Consider the following 26,096-nt stretch of genomic DNA (forward strand, 5'->3'; position numbering starts at 1 on the left):
CCGCATCCGGGGAGATCTGAAGAATCCCACCCACCTCATGGGCCAGAAACTCACCCACCGACGGAGTCCCATCCCCACCCGGCTCGAGGAAACCTTCCACAGCCTCCATCACCGCAGCATCGTCGACCTCATACAACTCCGCGGCCTTCGCGATGCCGATGATGAGGGCCACCTCCGCGGCCCGGGCGTGGGCGTCGGCCTCGTGGATGGCCTGGTAGGCCTCGTTGAGGGTGGCGGGGAGTGGGTTCATGACCCCATTGTAATCGAATAGATGTTCTAGTGCAAGGGGTTGGGAAGAAGTTTTCTCCGGTTTCCGTTGGTTGAGCCGGTCCCCGGAACGCAGGGACAGGGATCGTGTCGAGACCCGGTGCGGGTTCGCCGGGATGGTTGCGGAGGTCTCGACACGAGGCCTCCGGCCTCGGCTCGACCAGCGGAGAGAAGGCGACCCGGGTCCCGGGGTGTGGTGGAGGGGGTGGTGCCTGACCGGGTGAGGGTTGGCTTGGGCGGTGACGGTGGTCTCGACCGGACATCTCAGCCAGCGGGGCGGCGGTCCCTTGACCTGAGTTGTGCCGGTTGTGCTGGTTTGGTCGGGCGACGATGCTTCCGGGTTCCACGTTGGTGATCGTCCGTATATGTCCATCAAAATGCTTTGTACAAGCAACGATGCCCCCGCAGGCTGGCTGCGGGGGCATCGTCCAGGTGGTGGGTCAGAGGGTGAGGCCCGGGTAGAGGGGGCGCATCTCGAGGAGCTTTCCGGCCCGGTCCTGGGTCGTCTCCGCGAGGCCCTCCGGCATCGTGTACTTCGCCTTGCCCGGCTTGCCCTCCTTCGTCGTGGTGGGCTGGGTGGCGGTCAGCACGTCGGTGATCATCGCCGCCACCTCGTCCATGTCGGAGATGGTGAAGCCACGCGAGGTCAGGGCCGGGGTGCCCAGCCGCACACCCGAGGTGTACCAGGCGCCGTTCGGGTCGTTCGGCACCGAGTTGCGGTTCGTGACGATGCCCGCATCCAGCAGCGCCGACTCGGCCTGGCGGCCCGTCAGGCCGAAGCCCGTCACGTCGAGCAGCACGATGTGGTTGTCCGTGCCGCCCGTGACCAGCTTCCCGCCCCGCTTCAGCAGGCCCTCCGCCAGCGCCCGGGCATTGTCGACCACCCGGTGCGCGTAATCCTTGAACGCGTCCGTCCGGGCCTCCGCCAGGGCCACGGCCTTCGCCGCCATCACATGCGACAGCGGGCCGCCCAGCACCATCGGGCAGCCACGATCCACATCGGCCGCGTACTCCTTCGTCGCCAGCACCAGACCGCCACGCGGACCCCGGAGCGACTTGTGCGTCGTCGAGGTGACCACGTGGGCGTACGGCACCGGGTTCTCCTCACCCTGGAACACCTTGCCCGCGACGAGCCCCGCGAAATGAGCCATGTCCACCATGAGCACCGCGCCCACCGAATCAGCGATCTCCCGCATCCTGGCGAAGTTCACGCGACGCGGATACGCCGAGTACCCGGCCACGATCACCAGCGGCTTGAACTCGGCCGCCTGCCTGGCCAGCGCGTCGTAGTCCAGCAGCTGCGTCTCCGGGTCGGTGCCGTAGGAACGCTGATGGAACATCTTCCCGGACACGTTCGGACGGAACCCGTGGGTCAGGTGACCGCCGGCGTCGAGGCTCATCCCCAGCAGCCGCTGATTGCCGAAGCGGGCCCGCAGCGTCTCCCAGTCGGCCTCGCTCAGCTCCGAGACGTTCTTCACGCCGAACTCCTCCAGCGCCGGGGTCTCGACGTGGTGCGCGAGGATCGCCCAGTAGGCGGTGAGGTTCGCGTCGATGCCGGAGTGCGGCTGCACGTACGCGTACTCGGCGCCGAACAGCTCCCGGGCGTGCTCGGCCGCCACGGACTCGACCGTGTCGACGTTCTGGCAGCCCGCGTAGAAGCGGTGCCCGACGGTGCCCTCCGCGTACTTGTCGCTCAGCCACGTACCCATCGTGGCGAGCACTGGGAGGCTGGCGTAGTTCTCGGAGGCGATGAGCTTGAGCGACGCACGCTGATCGGTCAACTCGTCGCGGGTGGCCTGTGCGATGCGCGGCTCCACGGCCTCGATGGCGGCGAGGAGGGTCTGATAGGCGCCGGAAAGGGCTTCGGTCACGGTGACTCCTGGTGAGTAGGGCGGTGGGACCCAATCTATCCCGCCCCGCCCACCCACACGGAATGCCGCTCGGCGCCACCAGCACGGAGCCGCGTGTGGCAGAGTCTCCCCATGTCCTTGTCGCCCCGCCAGCAGGAAGTGCTCTCCCAGCCGCGCTGGGAGCAGGTCAAGCGCATCATCGGATGGCACCGCGACCCCCTCGTCGTCGCCGACGGCTGCACCCCGGACGAACTCGCCGCCATCGAGGAGCGTCTCGGCCTGCCGCTGCCCACCGCCATCCGGGAATGGTTCGAACTCCTCGGCCACCGACTCCGCGCGGTTCAGGACGAGGCCGCGACCCCTGAGACCATCAGCGTCGAGGACGACCGCATCGTGATCTGGACCGAGGATCAGGGAGCCTGGCAGCTGCTGGTGCCCCCGGGCGGCGATGACCCCGTCGCGGAACTCGAGTTCTCGCCCCACGAGCTCCCGACCAGTGTCTGGCTGACCGGAATGCTCATGTCGGAGTGCCTAGGCGCCATGTGGAGCTGGAACGACGGCACCGGCCCGCTCGGCGAGTTCCGCCCCGGCGTGCGCGGCGACGGCCCCATGGACGAGGTCAACGCCGCCGTCTTCGATGCCGTCAGGCAGCACCACCCGGAGCTGCCGTGGCCGCTGCCCCCGATGTGGGAGACCTGGTACGGCGACGAGGACACCATCGTCCGCGTCAACGGCACGGACATCCTCGAATGGTTCACCACCTCCGACGCCGCCCACGCCCGGATCCAGCATCTCCTCTCCGACGGCGGCAAGCCGACGGTCGTCGCGCGCATCTCGGACATCACCGACGACGAGTACCAGCGCCTCAGCCGAAACGGCCACTTCGACCCGTGGCTGGAACTCGGTGTCGACGAGATGGCGACCGTGGTGTCCCTCGCCCGGCAGCTGAGCGCTGACACCCGGCTGGAGCCTGAACGCAGGCACGAGATGACCATGCCCACCGACGACCCCGAGCCCCTCGTGGCGGCCCTCATCGCGTCGCTGGCCCCCACCTGGGGCGACCGCCTCACCGTCGCCTGGCGTGCCAACGACGACGCCCCCTTCCAGGTCGCCCATCCCGAGGGAGGGACCCTCACCCAGGAGTGAACCGGCCTCTCAGCCGAGGCGCCAGCGACTCACTGCCTTGGAATCCGCGACGAGCTCGGCGAACAGACCCCCGGCCGCCTCAAGCTCCGACGGGGGACCCTGCTCGATGATCCTCGTCGCCTCACCCTTCTCCCGTCCCGAGAGGACCGCGACCGAGTCGGCGTTCATGATGGTGCTCAACCGGTGGGCGATCACCACGACGGTGCGGCCCTCGGACAGTTCCGCGAGGGTCTGGGTGAGCACCGCCTCGTTCTCCGCGTCCAACGCCGAGGTGATCTCGTCCAGCAGCAGGATCGGGGCGTCCTTGAGGAAGGCCCTCGCGATCGCGACCCGCTGCCGCTCCCCACCCGACAGCCGGGATCCGCCCTCGCCGACACGGGTCGCCAGCCCCTCGGGGAGCCGCTCGATGACCGGGTCCAGTCGCGCCCGGCTCACCGCCCGCGCGACCTCCTCGTCCGTCGCATCGGGGCGTGCGAGCCGCACGTTCTCGAGGATCGTCGTGTCGAACAGGTACACGTCCTGGAAGACCATCGAGACGAGGGACATCAGCTGTTCGACGGGCATCTCCCGCACATCGACGCCACCGATCGTGATCCGTCCCCGCTCCACGTCCCAGAACCTCGCGACGAGCTTCGTGATCGTCGACTTGCCGCAGCCCGACGGCCCGACCAGCGCCGTGATCCGACCCTGCGGTGCCCGCAACGAGAACCCGGAGAGCACGGGTGTGCCCGGCTCGTAGCCGAAGTCGACGTCGTCGAGGACGATGTCGAGGCCCTGCGGATCCTGCTCGGCCGATCCCGAGGTCATCTCCGGCTCGTCGAGGACCTGTCCCATGGCGTCGAGTGCCACCTCCGCCTTCTGCAACTCCGACTGGTACAGCAGGGCCTGGGCCAGCGGAGTGGTGAACCGGGTGGTGAGCAGCATGATGGCCAGGAAGGCCGCCAGATCGAGGGAGCCGCCCAGACACAGCCACAGGCCGAAGGACAGCGTGCCCGCGAACAGCGCCTGGGAGAGCAACGTTGCCGTCCCGAGCGGCGGGCCCTGCAGCCGCAGCAGGTTCATGACCCCCTCGTTCTCCTCCCGCAGGGAACGGTCGAGTGGGGTCCACGCCGTGCCACGCAGCCCACGGGCCCGCAGCACCGGCTGCAGCTGCGCGTACTCGATGAGCCGACTGGCGCTGGCCGATGCCAGGGCGGGCTCGCGATCATGCTCCTCACGAAGCACCCGGCGACCCCACCGCCACAGCCACCACGTCGCCGGGACGGCCAGTGCCAGCACCAGCGCCATCCGCCAGTCCACGAACAGCAACCCGACGAGCACCGTCAGGGGAGTGATCGTCGCGGACAACAGGTTGGGCAGGATGATCGAGCCCAGGTGGGACAACACGTCGGCCTGACTGGAGGTCAGCGCGGCGACCTCCCCGGGGGAGCCGGCCCGGAACCAGCCGAGCGGCAGGTTGGAGACCCGCTTGCCGATCTTGTGGATGAGGTCCCCGCACACATCCTCGACGGAGATCCGGTGTGAGTTGGCCAGGGTCGCGAACTGGGCGATGAAGGCGACGGCGGCCAGGGCGATGAGCCACCACAGCCACGGCAGGGCAGCGGCTGGGGAGTCGCCCAGGTAGGCCCTCAGGAAGGGGACCATGACGAGGAAGGCCAACCCCTGGAACAGGGCGGCCGTCGCGTAGCCGCCCACCATCCAGAACAGGGCTCGTGGTTTGTCGAGGTAGCGGAACAGTCGTTTCAGCACGTCCGGGCCTCCTGGTCCTCCGGGTTCTGGTTGCGCCACATCCGTGCATACCTGCCGTTCAGGGCGAGCAGCTCCTCATGGCTGCCGCACTCGCTGAGACGACCCTCGTCGATGACGGCGATCTGATCGGCGCCCCGGATGGTGCCGAGGCGATGCGCGATGACGATGACGGTGCGACCCGCCGACAGGTTGCTGATCGCCTCCTGGATGAGACGCTCCGAATGGGCGTCCGCCTGCGCCGTCGCCTCGTCGAGGATGAGGATCGGCGCGGCCGCGAGGAAGGCGCGGGCGATGGTGAGCCGCTGCGCCTCACCCCCGGACAGGTGCGCCCCCTCACCGACGACGGTGTCGTAGCCGTCGGGGAGCTGCATGATCCGCTCGTGGATGCAGGCCGCGCGGGCCGCCGCCTCGATCTCCGCATCCGAGACCCCCTCCCTGCCCAGGGCGATGTTGGCGCGGACCGTGTCGTTGCTCAGCATGACGTCCTGGAACACCAACGACATCGATGACATGAGGTCGGTGGAGGTCATCTCCCGCACGTCGCGGCCCTCGACGAGGACCGCCCCCTCGTCCACGTCCCAGAACCGGGCCACCAGCTTCGCCACGGTCGTCTTGCCACCACCGGAGGGGCCGACGAGCGCGGTCACGCTTCCCCGGGGGCAGGAGAGGGTCAGATCCTCGATGACATTGGTGCCCTTGTCGTAGGCGAAGGTGACGTTGCGCAGCTCGACGGCCGGGGCCTCGGGCACGGCGGGTGCGGAGGCGCCGGGCTCGGGAAGCTCCTCGGCCTGGAGGATCTGCAGAGTGTTGGTCGCGGCCTGCTGCGCCGTGTACAGGATCTGAGACATGCCGACGATGGCCAGCAACCCCTCCGGCAGCCCCACCCACACCAGCGCGAAGGCCACCACCGTGACCGGCGGGAGCCACCCCTGCAGGGTGAACAGCAGACCCAGACCCACCGTCGAGGCGAAGATCACCGCCGGCTGCATCGCCGCCGCGAGCAGCGCCATCCCGATGCCCTGCTTCTCCAACCACTGCACCGAGACCTTCGTGTGCTGCTTCTGGGCCGCGTCGAACCGACCGAACACCCGGTTCGTCATCCCGAAGTTCTTGACCTCCTTGATGCCGTCGACCAGTTCCACGACGCTGCTCGCCAATTCGCGCTGGGAGGCGGTGTAGGCGCGGACCGAATCGGAGACCCCCCTCATGGTGAGCAGGATGACCATGAGGAACAGCAGCGCCATGCCGCCCAGCAGGATCGCGGTGAACCGCCAGTCGAGCCAGAACAGGTAGACCAGTGAGGTGAGGATGCTGAAGATGGAGTTCGCCAGGTCCCCGGCGAGGTGTGCCACGAGCACGTGGATCTCGGCGGTGTCCTTCGCGACGGAGCGGCGGATCTGCCCGGAACTGCGCGAGGTGAACCATCCCAGGTTCACCCTGCCGAGCTTGGTGACCAGTCGCTCCCGCAGCTCCTCGCGGAGCCTGGCCTCCGCGACGTGATTGCTGCCCAGCGCCGCTCCGTAGAGCAGGGCGTGGGTGATCATCGCGACGATGGCCACGACCACCCACAGCCACAACGCTCCGGAGTCGGACTGGCCCGACAGGAGACGTCGGGCGATCTCCACGAGCGCGATGTAGGGGATGACCTTCGCGACGGCGCCGAAGGCCGCCAGGACGAAGCCACGGATCATCGATCCGCGGGCACTCGCCACCAGGGCCCACAGGTTGGCGGGGGAGTCGACGGGGACAGGTGAGGGTTCAACCGCGGTTGGTGTAGTCAAGACCGATCCTTCCGAGCAGGTCGAAGTGGTGGAGGAGCAGGGCGATGAGGAGGGTTCCCGCCCACAGGGACAGCAGCACGACGGTGTCGCGACCACGCCATCGGTTCTCCGTCAGTTCGGTGCGATGGGGGTGGGCGCCGAAGGCGCGGGCATCCATGGCCATGGAGACCCGCTCCGCGTGGCGGACTGCGCTGACGAGCAGCGGAATCGTCGACCCCGCCCACACGACCGCAGGTTCCAACCAGCGCGGCGCGCGGCTGCCGCGCATCCGCCTGGCCTGCCGGATGACGCGGTGCTCGGTGCGGAACCGTTCCAGGAAGGCCACGGCCGCCATGCCCGCGTGTCCGATCCGGACCGGGAGCCGGAAGGTGCGGGTGAGGGAACGCAGCAGGTCCTGCGGGCAGGTGAGGGTTCCGGAGACCAGCACCAGGGCGAGCACCGCGGGCACGCGGAGCCCGGTCCTCAGGCCCGATCGCCACTGCCCGCCGTCGATCTGGAACGGGCCGATCCCGACCGGCGGGTGGTGTCCGTGCAGGTCGAACCGGTACGAGGCCATGCCTGACCAGGTGAGCATTCCCGCCACCAGCCACAGGACAGCGACGAGGGCGACCCTGTGGTGGATGCGTCCGCGCCCCCGCCACAGCAGGAACAGCGACGCGAGGGTCAGCATGACGAGGGGAAACTCGTGTCTCGTGGTCAACGGCACGAGGATGAGGGCCGGCAATAGGCCCAGGAACAGGGTCAACGGGCCGAGCGGCGACGGTGTGGGCTCCGGGAGCGACGCAGCTGTGCTGTCCAGGGAGGTGGCGGCGACGGTGGGGGTGGCCTCGGCCAGGCGCATCACCGGTGGGGGAGTGAGCCCGCACTCGGCGATGACCGGCTGTCCGAGGACCGTCACCGGATCTCCCGCGGCCCGCACCCTGCCCTCGTGGAGCACCACGACGTGGGCCGCGTGCTCCAGGACCAGGGAGAGGTCGTGGGTGGCCATGACGATCGTGGTGCCCCGGTCGGCGGCCCGCGACAGCAACCCCATGAGGACCCGCGTCGAGGCTGCGTCCTGCCCGAAGGTCGGCTCATCCAGGCAGAGGATCTCCCGCCCCTCGCTGAGGGCAGTCGCCACGGAGAGACGACGCTGCTGCCCTCCGGAGAGCAGGAAGGGGCTCAGGTCCTGCATGTCGGTGAGCCCGAGCTCCGCCAGCAGATGATCGACCTCCGCCCGCACCTCGTCGTCGGGTGCGCGGTTGACGCGCCCGGAGTGGGCCAGCTCGTCCCTCAGGGTGGGGTGGAGGAACTGGTGCTGGGGGTTCTGGAAGACGTGACCGACGCGCTGGTCCGGGCAGGTGAGGGTCAGCTCCCCCGTGGGGGTGGCACACGCCTCGATGCGGGTACCCGGATGAAGCCCCGAGAGACAGCGCAGCAGGGTGGACTTGCCCGCCCCGTTGACCCCGACCACTGCCGTCACGGCGCCCGAAGGGATCTGAAGGTCCACCCCGTCGAGGACGGGAGGGACGGTGTCATCCCTCGACAACCGCAGGGTCAGCCCCGTCACCTCGAGACCCATGCCGTCAGGGATGGCGCGGCCCATGGTCGCAATGTGCTCACGAAGACGGGTCCTCGCCCCGGGGTGCGACCGCAGCGCCGAGATGCCCTCGGTGAGGGTCAGCGCCCCGTCGAGCTCGGGAATCCGCTGACTGAGCTGGACGCAGGTCGGCAGGTTGATCCCGGCCGCGAGCAGGGCATCGCGATGTTCGTTGAACACCTTCCGGGGTGTTCCCTGGGCGAGGGTGGCCCCCGTGGTGTCGAGGGCGATCACCTCGTCGACGTGGCCGATGATCGGGTCGAGGTCGTGCTCGACGACCAGGACGGCGGTGCCTCGGCGGGTCTCGTCGGCGAGCAGCTGGTAGAGGGCCTCCCCGGTGGCGGGATCGATGTTCGCGGTGGGTTCGTCGAGGACCAGCAGGGCGGGACGCATCGCGAGTGCCGCCGCGAGGACGAGGCGCTGCCGCTGCCCGCCGGAGAGCTCCCAGGGGTTCCGCGACGCCTGGTCGATCAGGCCGACCCGGATGAGGGCCTCGCTGGCCCGCTCCCGGATCTCGTCGACCGGAAGACAGAGGTTGCAAAGACCCCAGCAGACCTCGTCGAGCACGCTGGTGGTGATGATCTGGGAGTCGGGGTCCTGCAGGACCATGGCCACTGTCGTGGCGAGGTCCCGGATCTCCTGGTCCGCGACCTCCTGACCCCGTACCAGTACTGAACCACGGTAGGCGGACGGCACGGAATGTGGCACCAGCCCGTTGAGGGTGAGGGTCAGTGACGACTTCCCGCATCCGGAGGGGCCGATGAGGGCCATGAGTCGACCCGGGGTCAACTCCAGCGTCGTCGCCCCGGGGTGCCAGGAACCACGCCCCTCGTGACGGACCCCGACCTCGATGCAGCGGGCCAGGGCAGGCAGCACGTCGGTGGTGGTCCGCTCCTGTGACACTGTGTACGGCATGGTCAGCGGGTGGTGACCCCGACCCCTGCCCTGCGCAGCGCGCGAACCACCGTGAGGGTGACGGCGACGGCGGCGAAGCATGAGATGAGCGAGAGGGCCGCTCCCAGGAGGACCTGACCGAAGGACAGCTCGATCTGCATCATGGTGCCGTAGAGCAGGCTGTTGAACAGGCCGAAGACGATCGCGCCCAGCCCGTAGCCGATCCAGTTCCACTGCCGGTACAGCGTCAGGGCCAGGGGGATCTCCAACAGGGCACCGCCGATGAGGTTGCCGACGATGGCGCCGATGCCGGCGGGGGTGGTGAAGGTGGAGATGATCCCGAGGATGAGGGCGGCGATGATGATCGCCCCGGGCTTCTTCGTGAGCGCCCCGGGGAGCAGGTAGGGAATGAGCCACAGCCCCATGAGGGCGCACATGATGAGGATGCCGCCGGGGGAGATCGCCACGGCGATGCTGACGAAGTTGAGCGGCACGATGAGGAGGGCGCCCACCACGGCGCAGGCGGCCACCGTCATGAGGGTGCGGGTGTGGAGCACCGATCCCTGGAGCCCTGCGCGGGAACTCGTGTGGATGGTGGGGGTGGCGGCCTCTTCCGCGGCAGACATTCGTACTCCGTTCTCGTATCAGGCTCACCTAACCTAATACACGGCCCGTGTGGCGGGACAGGGGGGGTCGCCGACTGAACAGCCGCGATGACGAGTCGAGGTGACGGTGACGGCTCTCCGCGCTGTCGTCCTCCTGTTCAACCTGCGCGAACCCTCTTCACCTGCACGGCGAGGGTTCCTACGGTGGAGGTGGTGGAGGCTGCCCTGAAAGGAGCAAGACAACGATGACGATGGCCTGCGCCCCTGACTCGCGAACACCACGACGCCTCGGCGTCTGCCTGGCTGCGGCCGCCCTCGTGCTGGGTCTGGGGGTGAGTCTGCCCGGCACCCGTGCCGTTGCCCAGGATCCTCCCCCGGATGTCACCTCGACGATCGAGCAGCAGCGCGTCGACAGCGTCCCCACCCCTGAGCTGGCCTGGGCGGAGTGCCCCGGCCGACCAGGCATGGAGTGCACGACGGTGAAACTGCCGCTCGACTACGACGAACCCGAGGGCACCCAGATTGATGTGGCCGTGCTCAAGCACCCGGCGAGGAAGCCGGACGAGAGGATCGGCTCCCTCTTCGTCAACCCCGGCGGCCCGGGCGGTTCCGGCAAGGACTTTGCCGTCGTCCTGGCCACCCAGCTCAGCCCCGAGATCGTGGATCGTTTCGATCTCATCGGCATGGATCCGCGGGGTATCGGTGACAGCACCCCGCTGAACTGTTTCGCCGACCCCAATGCGGCGATGGATGCTCTCCGCGAGGCCGATGAAATGGGCTTCCCCACCACCCGGAAGGAGGCTCGCACCTTCCAGAAGAGCCTCCGCACCATCGGTGAGGCCTGTGCCAGCAACGCCTCGGAGCTGTCCTCCGCCATGAGCACCGCCCAGGTCGCCCGCGACATGGAGGTGCTGCGCCGTGCGGTCGGCGACGACAAGTTGAGTTACCTCGGGGTCTCCTACGGCAGCTACCTCGGTCAGGTCTACGCCAACATGTTCCCGGACCGGGTCCGTGCCGTCGTCATCGACGGTGTGATGAACCCCACCGAATGGTTGGGCACCTTCCACACCGCGTCCCAGTCGTTCGGGTTCCGCAACGGTTCCGCGTTGGGTGCCGAGCACGCCCTCAACACCCTGCTGGACCGGTGCGCCGCATCCGAGGAGTGCCATCTCGCGGACCCCAGGGGAACGCTCGACCGGACCTTGGAACGGTTGAGGACCGAGCCGGTCAGCTTCCCCCTCCGTGACGGCAGCGAGATCACGATCACCTACCAGCGTTTCACCGCCGTGATGGCCTCATTCCTCTACAGTGACGACGGTTTCGACGACGTCATCGAGTACATCGTCATCCTGGACCAACTCGCCTCGCCCGAGGATGTCCCGGCCCAGGAGCAGATCAAGCTCGGTCAGGCCTTCCTCGCCCTGGAGGAACGGGCAGAGGACGAACTCGAGGAGGCCGCGGAGACCGCCTGGTCCAAGTACGACGAATGGGTGGGTCTCAAGCAGCGCTCCCGGTTGCTGACGGTGATCTGCTCGGAGGGCAGCCACACCACCGAGCGGGGAATGCGCAGGCAGCACGACGCCATCGCCAAGGCACTGCCATACTTCGGGCTCTTCTGGCACTGGAGTATGGCGGCCTGCGCCAGCCCGACGTGGAAGTCACGCGACGAGGACTCCTACCGTGGCCCCTTCAACAGGAGGACCGCGGCTCCGGTGCTGGTGGTCGGCAACGAGTTCGACCCCGCCACCCACGTCGGCAACGCCCAGGAGGTGGCGCACATGCTGCCGAGCTCACGACTGGTCATCTCGAACAATTGGGGGCACATCGCCTACCGTTCCAGCGCCTGCACCCGGGAGGTCGTCGATGACTACCTCCTCGAACCCAAGGACGGGCAGACGGTGCTCTGCCGGGACGGCAGACAGCCCTTCTCCGAGGAGGATTGAGGCGTCGTCAGGAGGGCCGCTGCTGAGTGATCTCGTACAGCGCGATCGAGGCGGCGACGGAGGCGTTGAGGGACTCGACGGCACTCGCGATGGGGATGGAGACCAACGCATCGCAGTGCTCTCGCACCAGGCGGGCGAGTCCCTCACCCTCCGACCCCACGACCACGAGCAGTGGACCGTCCGTGCCGGGGAGGCCCGACAGGGGGGTGGTGCCCTCACCCGCCAGCCCGACCACGGTGAATCCCGCATCGGAGGCGCGACGCAGCGTCTGGTTGAGGTTCGTCACCCGGCTCACGGGGATGCGGGCCGCCGCTCCCGCGGAGGTCTTCCAGGCCGCTGCCGTCATCGACGCGGAGCGTCGGGCCGGGATGATGACCCCATGGGCACCGAAGGCAGCGGCGGAGCGGATGATCGCGCCCAGGTTGCGGGGGTCGGTGACCCCGTCGAGGGCCACGACCAGTCCGCGGGCCGGGACCTCGAGGGCCGCCTCGAAGACGTCCTCGACGTCGGTGTAGTCGAAGGCGGGTAGCTGCACGGCGACCCCCTGATGGACCAGGCCACCGGTGGCGCGGTCCAGCTCGGCGCGGGTCACCTGCAGCAACGGCAGCGAGTGCTCGGCAGCGAACTTGAGGATGTCGCGGAGCCGGTCGTCGCGTTCCGCCCCCTCGGCCACATAGGCCTGCTTGACGGGCAGTCCCGCCTCGAGAGCCTCGAGCACCGGGTTGCGCCCCACCACCCAGTCGGCCCCGACCGCAGTGCGGGTCGACTTCTGCTTCGGGCGGCCAGCCTGCCGACGCAGCGCCTCCTGCTTGGCCTTGTACGCCTTGTGGTAGACCCGGTCCTCCGCCTTCGGGGTGGGACCCTTGCCCTCCAGGGAGCGACGGATCCGGCCGCCGGAACCCGCTGCGGTCGTCCTGCCACGACGACCTGCGCCGCGCCGTTGTGAGTTGCCAGGCATTACTTCTTCTCCAGACTCCAGCGTGCCCCGTCGGGGGTGTCGGTGATGGTCAGGCCCGCGTTGGCGAGCGTGTCACGGATGGCGTCCGCGCGAGTCCAGTCCTTGGCGGCGCGGGCCTCGGCCCGCTCGGCGAGGAGGGTGGCGACGAGCTGATCCACGACGGGGCTGAGGTCGTCCCGGTCGCTGGTCCCGGCCCACGGCATGTCGTCAGGGTTGATGCCGAACACGCTGGTCATCCGGGCCACGGTGGCGTGGAGGTCGGCGGCCTCGGGGGAGCCGTCGGCAAGGGCCTTGTTGCCCGCCCGCACCGCGTCGAACAGGGCGGCGACGGCGGCTGGGGTACCGAGGTCGTCGTCGAGGGCCGCCGCGAAGGCGTCCCACTGGGAGCCCCGGGCAGAGCCGCCGGTGATGCCGTGCTCCTTCGCCGCGGCGAGGAAGGCGTCGATCCGCTGGATGCCCTTCTCCGACTCGGCGAGGGAACCCCGGGTGGACTCGTCGGCGGGGGAGAACTCGATCTGGCTGCGGTAGTGGGGAGCCAGCAGGAAGAACCGGACCGCCCGCGGGTCGAATGCCTTCGTCACCTCCGCGACGAGGGCCGTGTTCCCGAGCGACTTGCTCATCTTCTCGCCCGCCATCGTCACCCAGGCATTGTGCATCCAGATCCGCGCGAAGCCCCGCCCGGCCGCGGCGGACTGGGCCAGCTCGTTCTCGTGGTGGGGGAACCGCAGGTCGATGCCGCCGCCATGGATGTCGAAGACGTCCCCCAGGTACTTGCCCGCCATCGCGGAGCACTCCAGGTGCCAGCCCGGCCGGCCGCGCCCCCACGGGGTGGGCCAGGACGCAGTGACGGGCTCGCCCTCCTTGTGTCCCTTCCACAGGGCGAAGTCGCGGGGATCCCGCTTGCCGCGGGGGTCCGCGTCCTCGGCCGGGGCCATCTCGTCGACGCGCTGACCGGACAGTTCGCCGTAGCGCGGCCAGGAACGCACGTCGAAGTAGACGTCGCCCGAGCCGTCCTCGGCCACGTAGGCGTGTCCTCGCTCGATGAGGGCCTCCATGAGTTCGATCATCTCCGGGATGTGGCCGGTGGCGCGTGGCTCATAGGTGGGGGGAAGGCAGCCGAGCGCGGCGTAGGCGTCGTGGAGTTCCCGCTCGTAGATGTAGGCGTGGGCGAACCACTCGACCCCGGCCTCGGCCGACTTCGCGAGGATCTTGTCGTCGATGTCGGTGACGTTGGCGACCACGGTCACGTCGTAGCCGCGATGGGTCAGCCAGCGACGCAGCACGTCGAAGACGACCTCCTTGCGGATGTGGCCGAGATGCGGGGACGCCTGCACGGTGAGCCCACAGTGGTAGATCGAGACCTTGCCCTCCACGAGGGGGCGGAACGGCTCGACCGTGCGGGTTGCGGTGTTGTACAGGCGTAGCGTCACCTGCGGGATTCTACCGTTCCACCTCCGGAGGGTGGCTGATGCTCTCGGGCGGCAGTGGACTCAGCGGGTTTTCCGACGGGAGGTCAACGCCGGGCTGGCCAGGCCCAGGATGAGCAGCACACTCCCGAGCAGGAAGATCTGGATCAGCTTCTCCCAGGTGGGTTCCATGGCGGCGGGGATGTTGAGCACGAGGGCCGTTGCCGTGAATGACAGCGCGAGCACGTAACCTGCCCGGCTGATCTTGATGGGTGACATGCGAGCCTCCTCGACTGTCCTCAAGGGACCAGCCTCGCTGACAGCGGGACGGGAGTCAAGGGGTGGCGGTGGGGCCTACTGCTCCTTCGCCGCCTTGGCGCGCAGGGCCTCGATGTCGAAGCCGTACATGACCGGGATCTCCGGGTCGTTGGCCTCGTCCTCCCAGGGGTCGTAGGGCTTCTCGTAGTCGTCGTCGACGAACCCATGTGACGGGTCGTACTTGTTGACCAGTTCCTGGCCGACGGGTTCCACGTTGCTCATGTGCTCGTCCGGGAGGGTGGCCAGCACGTCGGCGATGTAGCCTGCCGCCGCCTCCTCCGTCGAGACCTCGCGGTTCTCCCGCTGTGACTGGTACCAGCGGTAGTCGAGGAGCTCGTGGAAGAACTGGGCCGGGTCGCGCTTGCCCTCCAGGTGGCTGGGGATCCGGCCGACAGCCGGCTCGAAGACCTCCATGAGCCACTTGTGGGCGGCCACCGACTCGCTCATGTTCATCGGCAGCTTCGCCCGGAACGTGTCCATGTCGTTGAGGAGACGGCGGGCCTGGTGCTCCTCCGCGTCGAGTCCGGTCAGGCGCATGAGGCGTCGGGCGTGATGTCCCGCCTCGACCACCTTCGGCTGCATCCGGATGGTGCGACCGTCGGCCGAGGTCTGCACGTCGATCTCCGCGACGTCGAAACCGAGCGCGTTGAGGCGCCGGACCCGACCCTCCAGCCGGTACATCTCCTCGTCGGAGAACTCCTCGACCCCGGTCAACTCGGCCCAGAGGTTCTGGTAGCGCTCCTCGATGGTGTCGACGAGCCACTGCGGATCCAGCGACGGGTCGAGCATGCCGCCGGCCTCCAGGTCGCAGAACTCCCCGAACAGGTTGGTGCGGGCGATCTGCAGGTCGTGGGCGCGTTGCCCGTCGGTGAGGCGGTCGTGCACCTCGCCGGTCTCGGCGTCGACGAGGTAGGCGGCGAACTCGCCCGCGTCACGACGGAACAGGATGTTCGACAGGGAGACGTCCCCCCAGTAGAACCCGGTCAGGTGGAGCCGGGCGAACAACGCCACCATCGCATCCAGCAGTCGATTCACCGTGTCCAGCTTCACGCCGGAGTAGAACAGGGCACGGTACGGCAGCGAGAACGGCAGGTGCCGGGTCAGCAGGATCGGGTCGAGGGGCTCGCCGGTGCTCGTGGCACGCCCCAGTACCACCCCCACCGGCTCCACCGCCGGAACCCCCAGCCGCCGCAGTTCCGTCAGCTGCCGATACTCGTGAACCGCGACCTCCTCCAGGATCTCCTTCGCCGCGAGGATGTCGTCGCCCACCTGGAGGAACCGCACCACGTGGCGGGAGATACCGCGGGGCAATGCGACGAGGTACTGGGTCGGCCACTCCTCCAGCGGGGTGTTCCAGGGCAGACGGATGAGGGCCGCATCGGGCTTCGCTGCAAGGAACCTGGGCACGGCCGTAGTTTACTGCCTCGCCGGTGGCAAGGCCGGATCCCCCTGCGGTCCGCGGGTCGTGCGTGGCGTCAGTAGGTGGTGAGCCCGTGGGAGCGGAACTGGTCCCGGACCCGCTCGGTGACCTCAGGTGATGGCGGGGTGACGTCGGCGAGTTCGTAGCGCAGCCCCAGCGTGGCCCATTTGTCGCGACCCATCTGGTGGAAGGGCAGCACCTCGACGCGGGTCACCACGGGCAGCCCCGCCGCGATGTCGGCCACCGCGGCCACGTTCTCGACGGCGTCGGTGAGACCCGGTACGAGGACGAACCGGATCCACACCTCCTCCGAGCCGCGCTCGGCGAGACGCCGCGCGAAGTCGACGGTGGGGGCGAGTTCCCGTCCCGTGGCCCTGCGATAGGTGTCCGGCAGGCCCGACTTGATGTCCAGCAGCACCAGATCCACGTCGTCGAGCAGCTCGTCGGTGGCGCGGGCACCGAGGAAGCCCGAGGTGTCGATGGCGGTGTGGATGCCCAACTCCTTCGCCTGACGCAGCAGGTTCGCGACGAAGGCCGGCTGCATGAGGGGCTCCCCGCCTGAGATCGTCAACCCGCCGTTCGTGGTGCGGAAGATGCCACGGTAGCGACGCAGCCTGGCCGCCAGATCCTCCAACCGCACGGGCTGCCCCTTGGCCGCGAACATCGTGTCCGGGTTGTGGCAGTACAGGCACCGCAGCGGGCAACCCGACAGGAACACCGTCAGCCGGGTGCCGGGGCCGTCGACACCCGTCACCAGTTCCCACGAGTGCATGGAGGCCAGCTGGCCGTCGCGCACCAGGTGCAGCTGCTCGGTCCTCGCGAGGTCGTCGCTGAGGTCGATCCCGTCAGTGCCGGCGCCCCCGGCGCGCAGCGTCGGGTACCCCAGCTCGACGGGGGCCAGCCGACACTCGCCGGAGACCCCGTCGACGGTGGCGGAGGTCACGACCCCTGGTGGAACGTGCGGGACAGCACGTCGCGCTGCTGCTCCTTGGTGAGCTTGACGAAGTTGACGGCATACCCGGAGACCCGCACCGTCAGATTCGGGTACTTCTCCGGGTGCTCCATCGCGTCCTCGAGGGTCTCCCGGTTCAGCACGTTGATGTTCGCGTGGAACAGACCGGGTGCGGTGCCGCGCTCCTCACGCTGTGCCCGCATGTCCGCCACGCGTTCCTGGTAGGTCTTGATCGCCATGGTTGTCCTCCTTGTGGATCGGTCAGCAGCCCTCGGGTACGAAACCCGCGTCGAGGATGCCGACGAGATGGGTCACCTGCTCCTGCTTGGTGCGGCCCAGGGCCGAGGGGGTGATGGTGTTGGTCAGCGAGATGCCGTCGAGGGCGTCCGCGTAGTCGAGCTTGCCGACCGACAGCATGGAGGCCAGCATCCCGTGGTTGTCGACGCCGTTCTCCGGGTTCGCGCCCGGAGCGAAGGGGGTCCCCGCCCGGTGACCGGATGGGAAGGACCCCGTCGCCTTGCCGTAGACGACGTTGGAGGTGATGGTCAGCACCGACTGGGTGGGGATGGCATCCCGGTACAGCGGGATCTCCTTGATCTTGCTCATCACCGTGTGGACGATCGCCGCGGCGATCTCGTCGGCCCGGTCGTCATCGTTGCCGTAGGTGGGGAAGTCGCCCTCGGTGACGTAGTCCACCACGAGACCGGTCTCGTCACGCACGGGGGTGACCTTGGCGTACCTGATGGCCGACAAGGAGTCCGCGACGATCGACAGCCCGGCGATCCCACAGCCGAGGGTCCGCACGATCTCCGAATCGTGCAGCGCCATCTCAATGGATTCGTAGGCGTACCGGTCGTGGCACCAGTGGATGATGTTGAGGGCCTCGATGTAGGTGGCCACGACCCAGTCGAGCATCTTCTCGTAGCGCAGCCACACGTCGTCGAAGTCGAGCGGCCCGTCGCCCTGGACCCCCTCGTGATCGGGCACCACGAGCTTGCCGGTCATCTCGTCGCGACCGCCGTTGATGGCGTAGAGGAGCGTCTTCGCGGCGTTCATCCGGGCACCGAAGAACTGCATCTGCTTGCCCACCCGCATCGGGGAGACGCAGCAGGCGATGGCGGCGTCGTCGCCCCAGTGGGAGCGGATCTGCTCGTCGGCCTCGTACTGCACCGACGAGGTCTCGATGGAGATCGCCGCGCAGAAGTCCTTGTACCCCTGCGGCAGCCTCGGGTCCCAGAAGATGGTGATGTTCGGTTCGGGGGCGGGACCGAGGTTCCTCAGGGTCTGCAGCAGCCGGAAGGAGGTCCGCGTCACCAGCGGGCGGCCGTCCTCGCCGAGGCCCGCGTCGGACCAGGTGGCCCAGTACGGGTCGCCGGAGAAGATCTGGTCGTAGTCGATGGTGCGCAGGAACCGCACGATGCGCAGTTTGATGACCAGCGCGTCGATGATCTCCTGCGCGCCCTCCTCCGTGAGCCGTCCCGCCTCGAGGTCGCGCTGGAAGTAGCAGTCGAAGAAGGCCGACAGTCGACCGATGCTCATCGCGGCGCCGTCCTGCGACTTCACCGAGGCGAGGTAGCCGAAATACGTCCACTGCACGGCCTCCTGGGCGGTGCGGGCGGGACGGGAGATGTCGAAGCCGTAGCTGGCTGCCATCGCCTTCAGCTTCTTCAACGCCTTGATCTGCTCGGCGTGCTCCTCGCGGAATCGCGCCCAGTGCTCGCTGAAGGGCGCGTCGACGACGGCGTCCTTGTCGGCCTGCTTGAACTCGATGAGCCGGTCCACGCCGTACAGGGCGACCCGACGGTAGTCGCCGATGATGCGGCCGCGACCGTAGGCGTCCGGCAGTCCCGTGATGACGTGGGCGGAGCGGGCGGCCCGGATGCGGGGCGTGTAGACGTCGAAGACCGCCTCGTTGTGGGTTTTGCGGTACTTGGTGAAGATCTCCTTGACGTCCGCTCGGGGCTCCTTCCCAGCCTCTCGGATCGCGGTCTCCACCATGCGCCAGCCGCCGAAGGGCATCATGGCGCGCTTGAGCGGGGTGTCGGTCTGCAGCCCGACGATCACGTCGTCATCGGAACTGATGTGGCCCGGTGCGAAGGCGTCGATGTCGGCGGGGGTGTCCACGTCGACGTCGTAGACCCGCCTGGCGCGTTCCACCGACAGGTAGTCGCGTTCCAGGGTGTCCCAGAGGCGCTGTGTCTTGGCGGTGGGGCCGGCGAGGAAGGACGCGTCTCCGGTGTAGGGGGTGTAGTTGCGCTGCACGAAGTCCCGGACGTCGACCCGTTCCTGCCAGGGGCCAGGGCTGAACCCCTCCCACGGATCGTTGGTGTTGTCAGTTTCCGCAGTGGGTTCTGCGAGCGTGGTCATGTGTGTCTTTCCTCGAGGGACTCGAATCTGGTCCGACCATTCTAGGTCGGGTGGTTCGGCGCAACGCCAGCCGAGGTGGCAAGTGAGCGATCCTGCTGCCACGTCAGCCCGGAGCGAAGCGTCGCACCAGGTCGATGAACGTGGCCCTGGCCCTGGCGTTGTCGGGCTTGGAGCGCAGGTGATCTGCCCCTTCCGCGAGGGTGAACTCCCGCGTGACGAATCGCCGGATCGGTTCGGGGACGACGCCGTCGCCCAGTTCCCGCGTGTTGGCCTTGGCGCTGATGAGCTCGGTGACGGCCTCGACGACGTCGCCCTCGGGAGGCGCCTCCGCCAGCAGCGTCGGCAGGTGGATGGGCGGCAGCGGTGAGGAGTGTGTGCGCATCCAGTGCAGGGCGGCGGCGGGACGGATCGCATAGAACAGCTTCTTCAGCGGCACGGATGACCCGGTCGCGGCCCCGGAACGGTTCCAGTGGGAACGGCCCACGTGATGGTAGTGGCGGGTGACGGCGGTCAGGTCGACGATGTCACGGCACATGTCCATCATCTCGGCGGCGAAGGTGGGGTCCCCGCGGTAGATGAAGGGGGATTGCAGCCATTCCGCGACGGTTGCGTTGCTGGAGGCCGCCAACTGCACGGCCTTGACGAGATCCCAGCCGTTCACGTCGAGCACCTCGTCGAGCGGGGTCTCGATGACGTCACGGGGTCGCCAGGGGGAGAGGTAGTCCTCGAGCGGGCGGACGTGGAGGAACCGGCAGTCGTAGTCCGAGTCCGGCGACGGGAACCCCCAGGCCCGGCTGCCCGACTCCACCGCCCAGAGCACCGCCACGCCATGCTCGGTCTCCACGCCGTCGAGACGGGTCTGGATCTGCTGGACCACGGTGGGGTCGAAGTCGTCGTTGAGCGTTGTCGGCACGGGATCAGGATAGTCCCACCGCGCCTCGGCGAACCGGAGCTCCCCGGGCGGCGAATCGGAAGCGATCGTCCGGCGAAACGGAAGTTTGGGTGCGGCGAATCGGAGATCCGGGCTATGGTGTGGGTGTGGAACTGGTACCCAGACACCTTCTTGATCGTCTCACCGAGCTGCTCCAGTTCAGCCCCGTCGTGGTGGTCGAGGGGGCAAGGCAGGTGGGCAAGTCAACACTGGCGGCCATGCTGGGGGGCGAAGGAAACACGATGCAGGTGACCATGGATGATCCTCTTGCACGGCAGCTGGCCCGTGAGGACCCCATCGGCTTCCTGCAGCAAGCCGGGGAACGCAGACTCGTCATCGATGAGGTGCAACGGAGCCCCGAACTGGTGCTGCCGCTGAAGTACATCGTGGACTCCGACCCGCGGCCGGGCAGATTCATTCTCACCGGGTCGGCCAACCTGCTGCGTGTCCCCGGCGCCGAGGATTCTCTCGCGGGACGGGCCCTGACCGTGCGGCTCCAGCCATTCTCGCAAGGAGAGGTGGAGCAGCGCCGTGACGACTGGGTCACCTTCGTCGCCGGTCTGCCCGAGACGTCGCCACCGGGGGACAGGGCGGAACTCGTGCGACGGGTCGCCGTGGGCGGTTACCCCAGGGTGCAACAGCTGTCCGAGTCCTCCCGTCAGATCTGGTTGAGAGACTACGTCGATCGGCTGCTCGAGCGGGATTCGGCCGACCTGGGGACGCTTCAGGTTCCCGTACTGCGTCGGCTCCTCGGGCTGATCACGAGCTCCACGGGTGGAGAGCTGGTCCAGGAGCGGCTCGCGGAGACACTGGGAATCTCGCGCCCAACGGTCCGCCGCTATCTGGATGTCCTGGAGTCCTTGTTCCTGATACGTCTGATCCCGGCATGGTCGCGTAGCCTGACTCGTCGTCAGGTGAGCCGCCCCAAGATTCAGGTCACCGATTCAGGACTCGCGGCCGCGCTCCTGGGCCTGGGCGCCGAACACCTGGCCGCGATGAGCGGGGCTGAGCATTTCGGGATGCTCCTGGAGTGTTTCGTCGTGAATGAGTTGCTGCGCCAACAGGGCTGGGGCACCACCACGTGTGAACTCTCCCACTACCGCGACCGGCACGGGGGCGAGGTGGACCTCATCATCGAGACCCCGACGGGGATCATCGCCGTGGAGGTCAAGACGGCTGTCAGCCCGACCCAGGCCCATTTCAGGCATCTCATCGCGCTGCGGGAGCGACTGGGGGACGAGTTCCTGGCCGGTGTGGTGCTGAACTCCGTCACCTCGGCCAGAGCGGGTGACCGATTGTGGGCGCTTCCGGTTTCCTCACTGTGGGGAGGCTGAGGGGAGTCGACGACCGGGCGCTTCCGCCCGGTCCAGGGCCTCCCGGATGATGGCCGCCAGGTCCTCGGCCGATTCCAGGCCGACGCTGAGACGGACCAGACCGTCGGTGATGCCCGCCGTGGCGCGGGCCTCGGGCGACATCCCGGCATGGGTCATCGTCGCGGGATGGCACACCAGCGACTCGACGCCGCCGAGCGACTCCGCCAGATGGAAGACCGGCAGGCCATCGAGGAATCGGTCGACGGCCGGGCGTCCCCCCGAGAGGTCGATGCTCACCAGGGACCCGAAACCCGACTGCTGCCTGGCCGCCAGGTCGTGACCCGGGTGGGTCGGCAGCCCGGGCCAGTGCAGCGCCGCGACGGCCGGGTGCCCGAGGGCCGCCTCGACAACCGCCTCGGTGCCCAGCGCGTGCATCCGGATCCGAGCGTCGAGGGTGCGCAGCCCCCGCAACGTGAGATAGGCGTCGAAGGCGCTGGAGGTCAGGCCGAGCGCGTTCGCGAGCCATGCCAGCCGCTCCCCCCGGTCCTCCTCGCGCGCGATGAGGACCCCGCCCACCACGTCGGAGTGCCCGTTGATGAACTTCGTGGTGGAGTGCAGCACGAGATCGGCCCCCAGCTCGAGGGGCCGCTGCAACAGCGGGGAACAGAAGGTGTTGTCCACCGCCACCAGCGCCCCGACGGCGTGTGCCGCCGCCGCGGTGGCGCGGATGTCGGTGATGCGCAGCAACGGGTTCGACGGGGTCTCCACCAGCACCAGCGACGCACCCTCGAGGGCGTCGGTGAAGGCGTCGGCATCGTTGACGTCGACGAATCGGGCGCTCAGGCGACCGTTGCGGGTGTAGTGGTCCAGCAGCCGCCACGTCCCGCCGTAGCAGTCGTGCTGGCAGACCACCACGCCGCCGACCGGGACGACGGCCTCGACCAGGAGTGTCACCGCCGCCAACCCCGTCGCGACGGGCACCGCCGTGGCGCCGCCCTCGAGCTCGGCGAGGGCTTCGGCGAGGAGATCCCGGGTGGGGTTGCCCGCGCGGGAGTAGTCGTAGCGACCCGGGGAATCCGGGGAGTCGAACACGTAGTTCGTCGACAGGTGGACCGGTGGCACGACGGCGCGCCACGAGGTGTCCGTACCCAGCCCGGTGCCCATCGCCCGCGTCCAACGTCCCAGTTCTGCCATGCGTCCTCCCGAAGGTCGGCCCCAATGTACCGGTTCGTGAGACGGGGGCCGATCTCCTGACTCGATGGGAAGACTGGGCTCATGACCGGAGCCGCGCGCTACACCCACGGACACATGGCCGCCGTGCTGGCCTCCCATGCCAGCCGCACCGCCCAGAACTCCGCCGCTCACCTGCTGCCACACCTCCAGCCGGGTCAGCGGGTCCTGGATGTCGGCTGTGGTCCTGCCACCATCACCGCAGACCTGGCGGAACTCGTCGCGCCCGGTGAGGTCATTGGGCTGGACAATGCCGAGGAGGCCCTGGATGCGGCGCGAGCCACCCTGCGGGATCGGGGAGTCGACGGCGTGCAACTCGTCCGGGGGGATGTGTACGAGCTGCTCTGGCCCGACGAGTACTTCGACGTCGTCCACGCCCACCAGGTCCTCCAGCACCTGCCCGATCCGGTCGCGGCGCTGAAGGAGATGCTGTGGGTGACGAGGCCGGGCGGCATCGTCGCGGTCCGTGACGCGATCTACTCCGCCATGACCTGGTACCCCCAGTACGAGGGCATGCGTGCCTGGCAGGAGATCTACATCGCCACGGCGCGGGCCAACGGCGGCGAACCGGATGCTGGCAGTCACCTCAAGGCCTGGTGCCGGGAGGCCGGATTCGACGAGGTCACCGCGTCAGCCAGCACATGGTGCTACAGCACCGACGAGGAGCGGTCGTGGTGGGCGGAGACCTGGGCGCAACGCTGCCTCACCTCGTTCGGCCCCCGCGCCGTCGAACTGGGGCTGGCAAGCCACACCGATCTGGAGTGTATGGCCGCCGACTGGCGCCGCTGGGGCGAGGACCGGGACGGCTGGTTCGCCGTCGTCCACGGCGAGGTGCTGGCCCGGGCTGAGTGAGGCTGGGGGCAGCAGGGGAACAGCCCACATGGCTGACTCCGTGGTTCGGCCTTGTAGGGTCGCGATCACCGGGGAAGCCCCGTATCCGGGTCGTGGAGCGGGTCGAAGTCCAACGGGCCGCCTGTCGCGGTCAATTCCGCGTGGACCCGGTCCAGGAGTTCGTCCAGTTCTTCAGGCGCGATCTCGTGGATGTTCTCGCTTTCGGTGTCGGAATTCGTGGAGCTCATCTCTCCTCCAGGGGCAGTCTCGTCATCACGGTGAGCCGCCGTTGAAACCCACGCACCGACCGAGCCATTGGGTGAACTCTTCCAATGTCAGTGAGACAGCATGTTCGTCCTCTCGCCGTGTGCCACCCCGAGAGCCCAGAGCACGGATCGCTCGAGCCGCCTCGGACTGGTCCACGTCGAGTTCAACCCCGTTCAGTTCGAGGAACACCACGGTGCTGAGCCAGGCCAGCCGCTTGTTCCCGTCATTGAAGGCTTGAGCCTCGGCGATCCCGTAGGCCAGTCGTGCCGCCTTCTCGATCAGCGTCGGGAAGGCTTCTTGGTTCCCGAAACCGGCGAAAGGTGCGGCCACGGCTGCCTCCAGCAGACCCCTGTCCCGCAAGGATCCAGCGTTGATCTCCGTCTCGTGGATCTGAAGACAGAGATCAACGCTGATGACGACCGTCACTCGGCCAGGAGAGCCAAGGTGTGGCTCCACCGTCGGCTGGCCCTGGCGGCCAACTCAAGCACTGTCTCAGAGTCCGGCTCCCGGTGAGACAGAGGCGGCTTCTTGGGGCCCTCCCCTCGCAGGGACTGCGCGGTGAACTCCCGGAGCATCGACTCGTGGGTCACCTCGGCGGTGCATCGCGCGCTCTCGGGCAGGTCACCGCGGGCCTCGAGCCACGGAGACTCGCGATGTGTCATGTCGATCAACTCATTTCCTGTCCATGCGCGGTAATGATCGACGACGGCATCGATCCTCGCGCGCTGCTCAGCGCTCAGGTCGGAAGGTCCGTTGACGCGGCCGCACAAACGCACAGCGGGCACGACAGGGCCCATGGTCCAGGCCTCGATCCGGTCATCGAACATGGGGACCCCATCCCAGGCCAGCGACCAGGCCTGCACGTAGTACAGCCACTTCTGGTACTGCACCTCACCCAGTGGGCGGTGCTTCTCGTTGATGTACTTGAGGACGTCCAACGCCGTGGTCATGCTTGCCCACCTCCTTCATGTGGCCACATCCAATGTTGGGTCCATGGTATGTCACAGGTGCGACGGGGAGAAGCACCGCACAGGAAAGGGGGCTCCCGCAGCAGCTGCGGAAGCCCCCTCGTGGCGTCGATCAGGAGATGCGCTCCTGGGTCTCGTTGCTGAACACGTGCACCGACGACGGATCGGCCGCGAGGCGGACGACGTCACCCTTGGCGGGCGACTGGCGGGCCGCGATGCGGGCGACGATCTGCTGGGCGCCGACGAGCTCGTCCTCGGCCAGCCCGGCCAGCGTGCCGTACAGGTAGGAGTCGGCGCCGAGCTCCTCGACCACGGCCACATCCAGGCCGATGCCGTTGCCGTCGGTCGCGACGTGCAGGGCCTCGGGGCGGATGCCGACGGTGAGGGTGGTCTCGCCGGGAGCGCGGTCCAGGACCTCGCGGGCGACCGGCACGACGTAGTCACCGATCTTGACGCCACCGTCGACGACGGTGCCCTCCATGAGGTTCATGGCGGGGGAGCCGATGAAGCCGGCCACGAAGAGGTTCTTCGGGGTGTCGTACAGGGCCAGCGGGGTGTCGACCTGCTGCAGGATGCCGTCCTTCATCACCGCGACGCGGTCACCCATCGTCATGGCCTCGACCTGGTCGTGCGTGACGTAGACGGTGGTGACGCCGAGACGACGCTGCAGAGCGGCGATCTGGGTGCGGGTGGAGACACGGAGCTTCGCGTCGAGGTTCGACAGCGGCTCATCCATGAGGAAGACCTGCGGCTGACGCACGATGGCGCGGCCCATGGCCACACGCTGACGCTGACCGCCCGAGAGGGCCTTCGGCTTGCGGGACAGGAAGTCCTCCAGGCCGAGAAGGTGGGCGGCCTCCTTGACGCGCTGGTCGCGCTCGGCCTTCGGCACGTTCTGCATCTTCAGGGCGAAGCCCATGTTGTCCGCCACAGTCATGTGGGGGTACAGAGCGTAGTTCTGGAAGACCATCGCGATGTCGCGGTCCTTCGGGGGAAGGTCGGTGACGTCACGGTCGCCGATGAAGATGTTGCCGGAGTTGACCTCCTCGAGGCCGGCGAGCATGCGCAGCGAGGTGGACTTGCCGCAACCCGACGGGCCGACGAGAACCATGAACTCGCCGTCGGCGATCTCGAGGTTGAGCTTGTTGACCGCTGCACGGTCGGAACCGGGGTAGACGCGCGAGGCTTCGCGGTAGCTGACGGTGGCCATGCCACATTCCTTTCCACGGGCAGGTACGTGCCCGACGATCCGTAGTGGTGGAAGGGTTCTTCCGATTGCCAAGGTTAACAGTTGGCCAATCGGTCCGGGAGCACCCCCCTG

23 protein-coding genes are annotated in these 26,096 nt (G+C 68.3%); 4 read left to right on the forward strand and 19 right to left on the reverse strand.

Annotated elements, in window-relative coordinates:
* Together EII35_RS11550 and EII35_RS11555 are read right to left on the reverse strand one after the other, a co-directional pair.
* On the reverse strand, positions 1 to 250 hold a 250-nt coding region (locus EII35_RS11550; protein WP_148098942.1), incomplete at its 3' end, for a hypothetical protein.
* A gap of 457 nt (positions 251 to 707) precedes the next feature.
* Entirely contained in the window at positions 708 to 2,177 is a 1,470-nt protein-coding gene (locus EII35_RS11555) for a glycine hydroxymethyltransferase (protein ID WP_125228650.1), read from the reverse strand.
* A 72-nt stretch (positions 2,178 to 2,249) separates the two neighbouring features.
* On the opposite strand from EII35_RS11555, the gene EII35_RS11560 reads away from it, so the two are divergent.
* Positions 2,250 to 3,263 carry an SMI1/KNR4 family protein gene (locus EII35_RS11560; protein ID WP_125228624.1) on the forward strand — a complete coding sequence of 338 codons (1,014 nt, stop codon included), beginning with the start codon at positions 2,250 to 2,252 and terminating at the stop codon, positions 3,261 to 3,263.
* 9 nt (positions 3,264 to 3,272) lie between these two features.
* Here EII35_RS11560 and EII35_RS11565 read toward each other — a convergent pair whose 3' ends face one another.
* From EII35_RS11565 to EII35_RS11580, 4 genes are read right to left on the reverse strand one after another with little or no spacing between them, the layout of a single operon-like run.
* Positions 3,273 to 5,012, reverse strand: coding sequence for an ABC transporter ATP-binding protein (locus tag EII35_RS11565; protein WP_125228625.1), 1,740 nt, complete (start codon positions 5,010 to 5,012; stop codon positions 3,273 to 3,275).
* Positions 5,006 to 6,793 carry an ABC transporter ATP-binding protein gene (locus EII35_RS11570; protein WP_125228626.1) on the reverse strand — a complete coding sequence of 596 codons (1,788 nt, stop codon included), beginning with the start codon at positions 6,791 to 6,793 and terminating at the stop codon, positions 5,006 to 5,008. The genes EII35_RS11565 and EII35_RS11570 overlap by 7 nt, the downstream gene beginning before the upstream one ends.
* On the reverse strand, positions 6,771 to 9,287 hold the full coding sequence (locus EII35_RS11575; RefSeq protein ID WP_185744297.1) for an ATP-binding cassette domain-containing protein: 2,517 nt from the start codon (positions 9,285 to 9,287) through the stop codon (positions 6,771 to 6,773). The genes EII35_RS11570 and EII35_RS11575 overlap by 23 nt, the downstream gene beginning before the upstream one ends.
* Before the next feature lie 2 nt (positions 9,288 to 9,289).
* Positions 9,290 to 9,892 carry an ECF transporter S component gene (locus tag EII35_RS11580; RefSeq protein ID WP_125228628.1) on the reverse strand — a complete coding sequence of 201 codons (603 nt, stop codon included), beginning with the start codon at positions 9,890 to 9,892 and terminating at the stop codon, positions 9,290 to 9,292.
* A 224-nt stretch (positions 9,893 to 10,116) separates the two neighbouring features.
* Between EII35_RS11580 and EII35_RS11585 the strand changes: the two genes are divergently transcribed.
* Positions 10,117 to 11,814, forward strand: coding sequence for an alpha/beta hydrolase (locus tag EII35_RS11585; RefSeq protein WP_125228629.1), 1,698 nt, complete (start codon positions 10,117 to 10,119; stop codon positions 11,812 to 11,814).
* Positions 11,815 to 11,821: 7 nt separating this feature from the next.
* Here EII35_RS11585 and rlmB read toward each other — a convergent pair whose 3' ends face one another.
* The 8 genes from rlmB to EII35_RS11625 all read right to left on the reverse strand — a co-directional run bounded on the left by rlmB (position 11,822) and on the right by EII35_RS11625 (position 20,148).
* Positions 11,822 to 12,772, reverse strand: a complete 951-nt coding sequence (gene rlmB, locus EII35_RS11590) for a 23S rRNA (guanosine(2251)-2'-O)-methyltransferase RlmB (protein ID WP_125228630.1) — start codon at positions 12,770 to 12,772, stop codon at positions 11,822 to 11,824.
* Positions 12,772 to 14,202 (reverse strand): cysteine--tRNA ligase, encoded by a 1,431-nt coding sequence (gene cysS, locus EII35_RS11595; protein ID WP_125228631.1) that lies wholly within the window; start codon positions 14,200 to 14,202, stop codon positions 12,772 to 12,774. Before cysS ends, rlmB begins: the two co-directional genes overlap by 1 nt.
* Positions 14,203 to 14,262: 60 nt before the next feature.
* Positions 14,263 to 14,457 carry a hypothetical protein gene (locus EII35_RS11600; RefSeq protein ID WP_125228632.1) on the reverse strand — a complete coding sequence of 65 codons (195 nt, stop codon included), beginning with the start codon at positions 14,455 to 14,457 and terminating at the stop codon, positions 14,263 to 14,265.
* Positions 14,458 to 14,532: 75 nt separating this feature from the next.
* Positions 14,533 to 15,903 (reverse strand): DUF4032 domain-containing protein, encoded by a 1,371-nt coding sequence (locus EII35_RS11605; protein ID WP_125228633.1) that lies wholly within the window; start codon positions 15,901 to 15,903, stop codon positions 14,533 to 14,535.
* Positions 15,904 to 15,971: 68 nt separating this feature from the next.
* The gene (gene pflA / locus EII35_RS11610) at positions 15,972 to 16,859 is read right to left on the reverse strand and encodes a pyruvate formate-lyase-activating protein (RefSeq protein ID WP_221739736.1); all 888 of its coding nucleotides are present in this window, start codon (positions 16,857 to 16,859) and stop codon (positions 15,972 to 15,974) included.
* Positions 16,856 to 17,107, reverse strand: coding sequence for an autonomous glycyl radical cofactor GrcA2 (grcA2, locus tag EII35_RS11615; RefSeq protein ID WP_125228634.1), 252 nt, complete (start codon positions 17,105 to 17,107; stop codon positions 16,856 to 16,858). Before grcA2 ends, pflA begins: the two co-directional genes overlap by 4 nt.
* 22 nt (positions 17,108 to 17,129) lie before the next feature.
* Entirely contained in the window at positions 17,130 to 19,235 is a 2,106-nt protein-coding gene (locus EII35_RS11620) for a pyruvate formate lyase family protein (protein ID WP_125228635.1), read from the reverse strand.
* Between the two features lie 103 nt (positions 19,236 to 19,338).
* Positions 19,339 to 20,148: a nucleotidyltransferase domain-containing protein gene (locus EII35_RS11625; RefSeq protein ID WP_125228636.1), complete on the reverse strand. Its 810-nt coding sequence runs from the start codon at positions 20,146 to 20,148 to the stop codon at positions 19,339 to 19,341.
* Between the two features lie 125 nt (positions 20,149 to 20,273).
* Here EII35_RS11625 and EII35_RS11630 point away from each other — a divergent pair, with 125 nt between their 5' ends.
* Positions 20,274 to 21,500, forward strand: coding sequence for an ATP-binding protein (locus EII35_RS11630; RefSeq protein ID WP_125228637.1), 1,227 nt, complete (start codon positions 20,274 to 20,276; stop codon positions 21,498 to 21,500).
* On the opposite strand, the gene EII35_RS11635 is transcribed toward EII35_RS11630, so the two are convergent.
* Positions 21,483 to 22,673: a PLP-dependent transferase gene (locus tag EII35_RS11635; protein ID WP_125228638.1), complete on the reverse strand. Its 1,191-nt coding sequence runs from the start codon at positions 22,671 to 22,673 to the stop codon at positions 21,483 to 21,485. The two genes, EII35_RS11630 and EII35_RS11635, sit on opposite strands and share 18 nt — an antisense overlap.
* 81 nt (positions 22,674 to 22,754) lie before the next feature.
* On the opposite strand from EII35_RS11635, the gene EII35_RS11640 reads away from it, so the two are divergent.
* Positions 22,755 to 23,561 carry a class I SAM-dependent methyltransferase gene (locus EII35_RS11640; protein WP_125228639.1) on the forward strand — a complete coding sequence of 269 codons (807 nt, stop codon included), beginning with the start codon at positions 22,755 to 22,757 and terminating at the stop codon, positions 23,559 to 23,561.
* A gap of 65 nt (positions 23,562 to 23,626) precedes the next feature.
* Here EII35_RS11640 and EII35_RS15970 read toward each other — a convergent pair whose 3' ends face one another.
* From EII35_RS15970 to EII35_RS11655, 4 genes are all read right to left on the reverse strand, one after another.
* Positions 23,627 to 23,788, reverse strand: coding sequence for a hypothetical protein (locus tag EII35_RS15970; RefSeq protein ID WP_185744298.1), 162 nt, complete (start codon positions 23,786 to 23,788; stop codon positions 23,627 to 23,629).
* A 25-nt stretch (positions 23,789 to 23,813) separates the two neighbouring features.
* Positions 23,814 to 24,233, reverse strand: coding sequence for a type II toxin-antitoxin system death-on-curing family toxin (locus tag EII35_RS11645; protein ID WP_260465113.1), 420 nt, complete (start codon positions 24,231 to 24,233; stop codon positions 23,814 to 23,816).
* Positions 24,230 to 24,757: a Panacea domain-containing protein gene (locus EII35_RS11650; protein WP_125228640.1), complete on the reverse strand. Its 528-nt coding sequence runs from the start codon at positions 24,755 to 24,757 to the stop codon at positions 24,230 to 24,232. Before EII35_RS11650 ends, EII35_RS11645 begins: the two co-directional genes overlap by 4 nt.
* A gap of 130 nt (positions 24,758 to 24,887) precedes the next feature.
* The gene (locus EII35_RS11655) at positions 24,888 to 25,985 is read right to left on the reverse strand and encodes an ABC transporter ATP-binding protein (protein ID WP_125228641.1); all 1,098 of its coding nucleotides are present in this window, start codon (positions 25,983 to 25,985) and stop codon (positions 24,888 to 24,890) included.
* Positions 25,986 to 26,096: the final 111 nt, after the last annotated feature.

The sequence above is a fragment of the Arachnia propionica genome (assembly GCF_003932785.1).
GTDB classification, from domain to species: Bacteria; Actinomycetota; Actinomycetes; order Propionibacteriales; family Propionibacteriaceae; genus Arachnia; species Arachnia propionica_B.

Bases quoted from the DNA above. Each gene is read 5' to 3' on its own strand.
- EII35_RS11560 (WP_125228624.1), top strand. From the start codon at position 2,250: ATGTCCTTGTCGCCCCGCCAGCAGGAAGTGCTCTCCCAGCCGCGCTGG.
- EII35_RS11575 (WP_185744297.1), bottom strand. From the start codon at position 9,287: ATGCCGTACACAGTGTCACAGGAGCGGACCACCACCGACGTGCTGCCT.
- EII35_RS11580 (WP_125228628.1), bottom strand. From the start codon at position 9,892: ATGTCTGCCGCGGAAGAGGCCGCCACCCCCACCATCCACACGAGTTCC.
- EII35_RS11585 (WP_125228629.1), top strand. From the start codon at position 10,117: ATGACGATGGCCTGCGCCCCTGACTCGCGAACACCACGACGCCTCGGC.
- rlmB (WP_125228630.1), bottom strand. From the start codon at position 12,772: ATGCCTGGCAACTCACAACGGCGCGGCGCAGGTCGTCGTGGCAGGACG.
- EII35_RS11600 (WP_125228632.1), bottom strand. From the start codon at position 14,457: ATGTCACCCATCAAGATCAGCCGGGCAGGTTACGTGCTCGCGCTGTCA.
- grcA2 (WP_125228634.1), bottom strand. From the start codon at position 17,107: ATGGCGATCAAGACCTACCAGGAACGCGTGGCGGACATGCGGGCACAG.
- EII35_RS11620 (WP_125228635.1), bottom strand. From the start codon at position 19,235: ATGACCACGCTCGCAGAACCCACTGCGGAAACTGACAACACCAACGAT.
- EII35_RS11635 (WP_125228638.1), bottom strand. From the start codon at position 22,673: ATGGCAGAACTGGGACGTTGGACGCGGGCGATGGGCACCGGGCTGGGT.
- EII35_RS11640 (WP_125228639.1), top strand. From the start codon at position 22,755: ATGACCGGAGCCGCGCGCTACACCCACGGACACATGGCCGCCGTGCTG.
- EII35_RS15970 (WP_185744298.1), bottom strand. From the start codon at position 23,788: ATGAGCTCCACGAATTCCGACACCGAAAGCGAGAACATCCACGAGATC.
- EII35_RS11650 (WP_125228640.1), bottom strand. From the start codon at position 24,757: ATGACCACGGCGTTGGACGTCCTCAAGTACATCAACGAGAAGCACCGC.
- EII35_RS11655 (WP_125228641.1), bottom strand. From the start codon at position 25,985: ATGGCCACCGTCAGCTACCGCGAAGCCTCGCGCGTCTACCCCGGTTCC.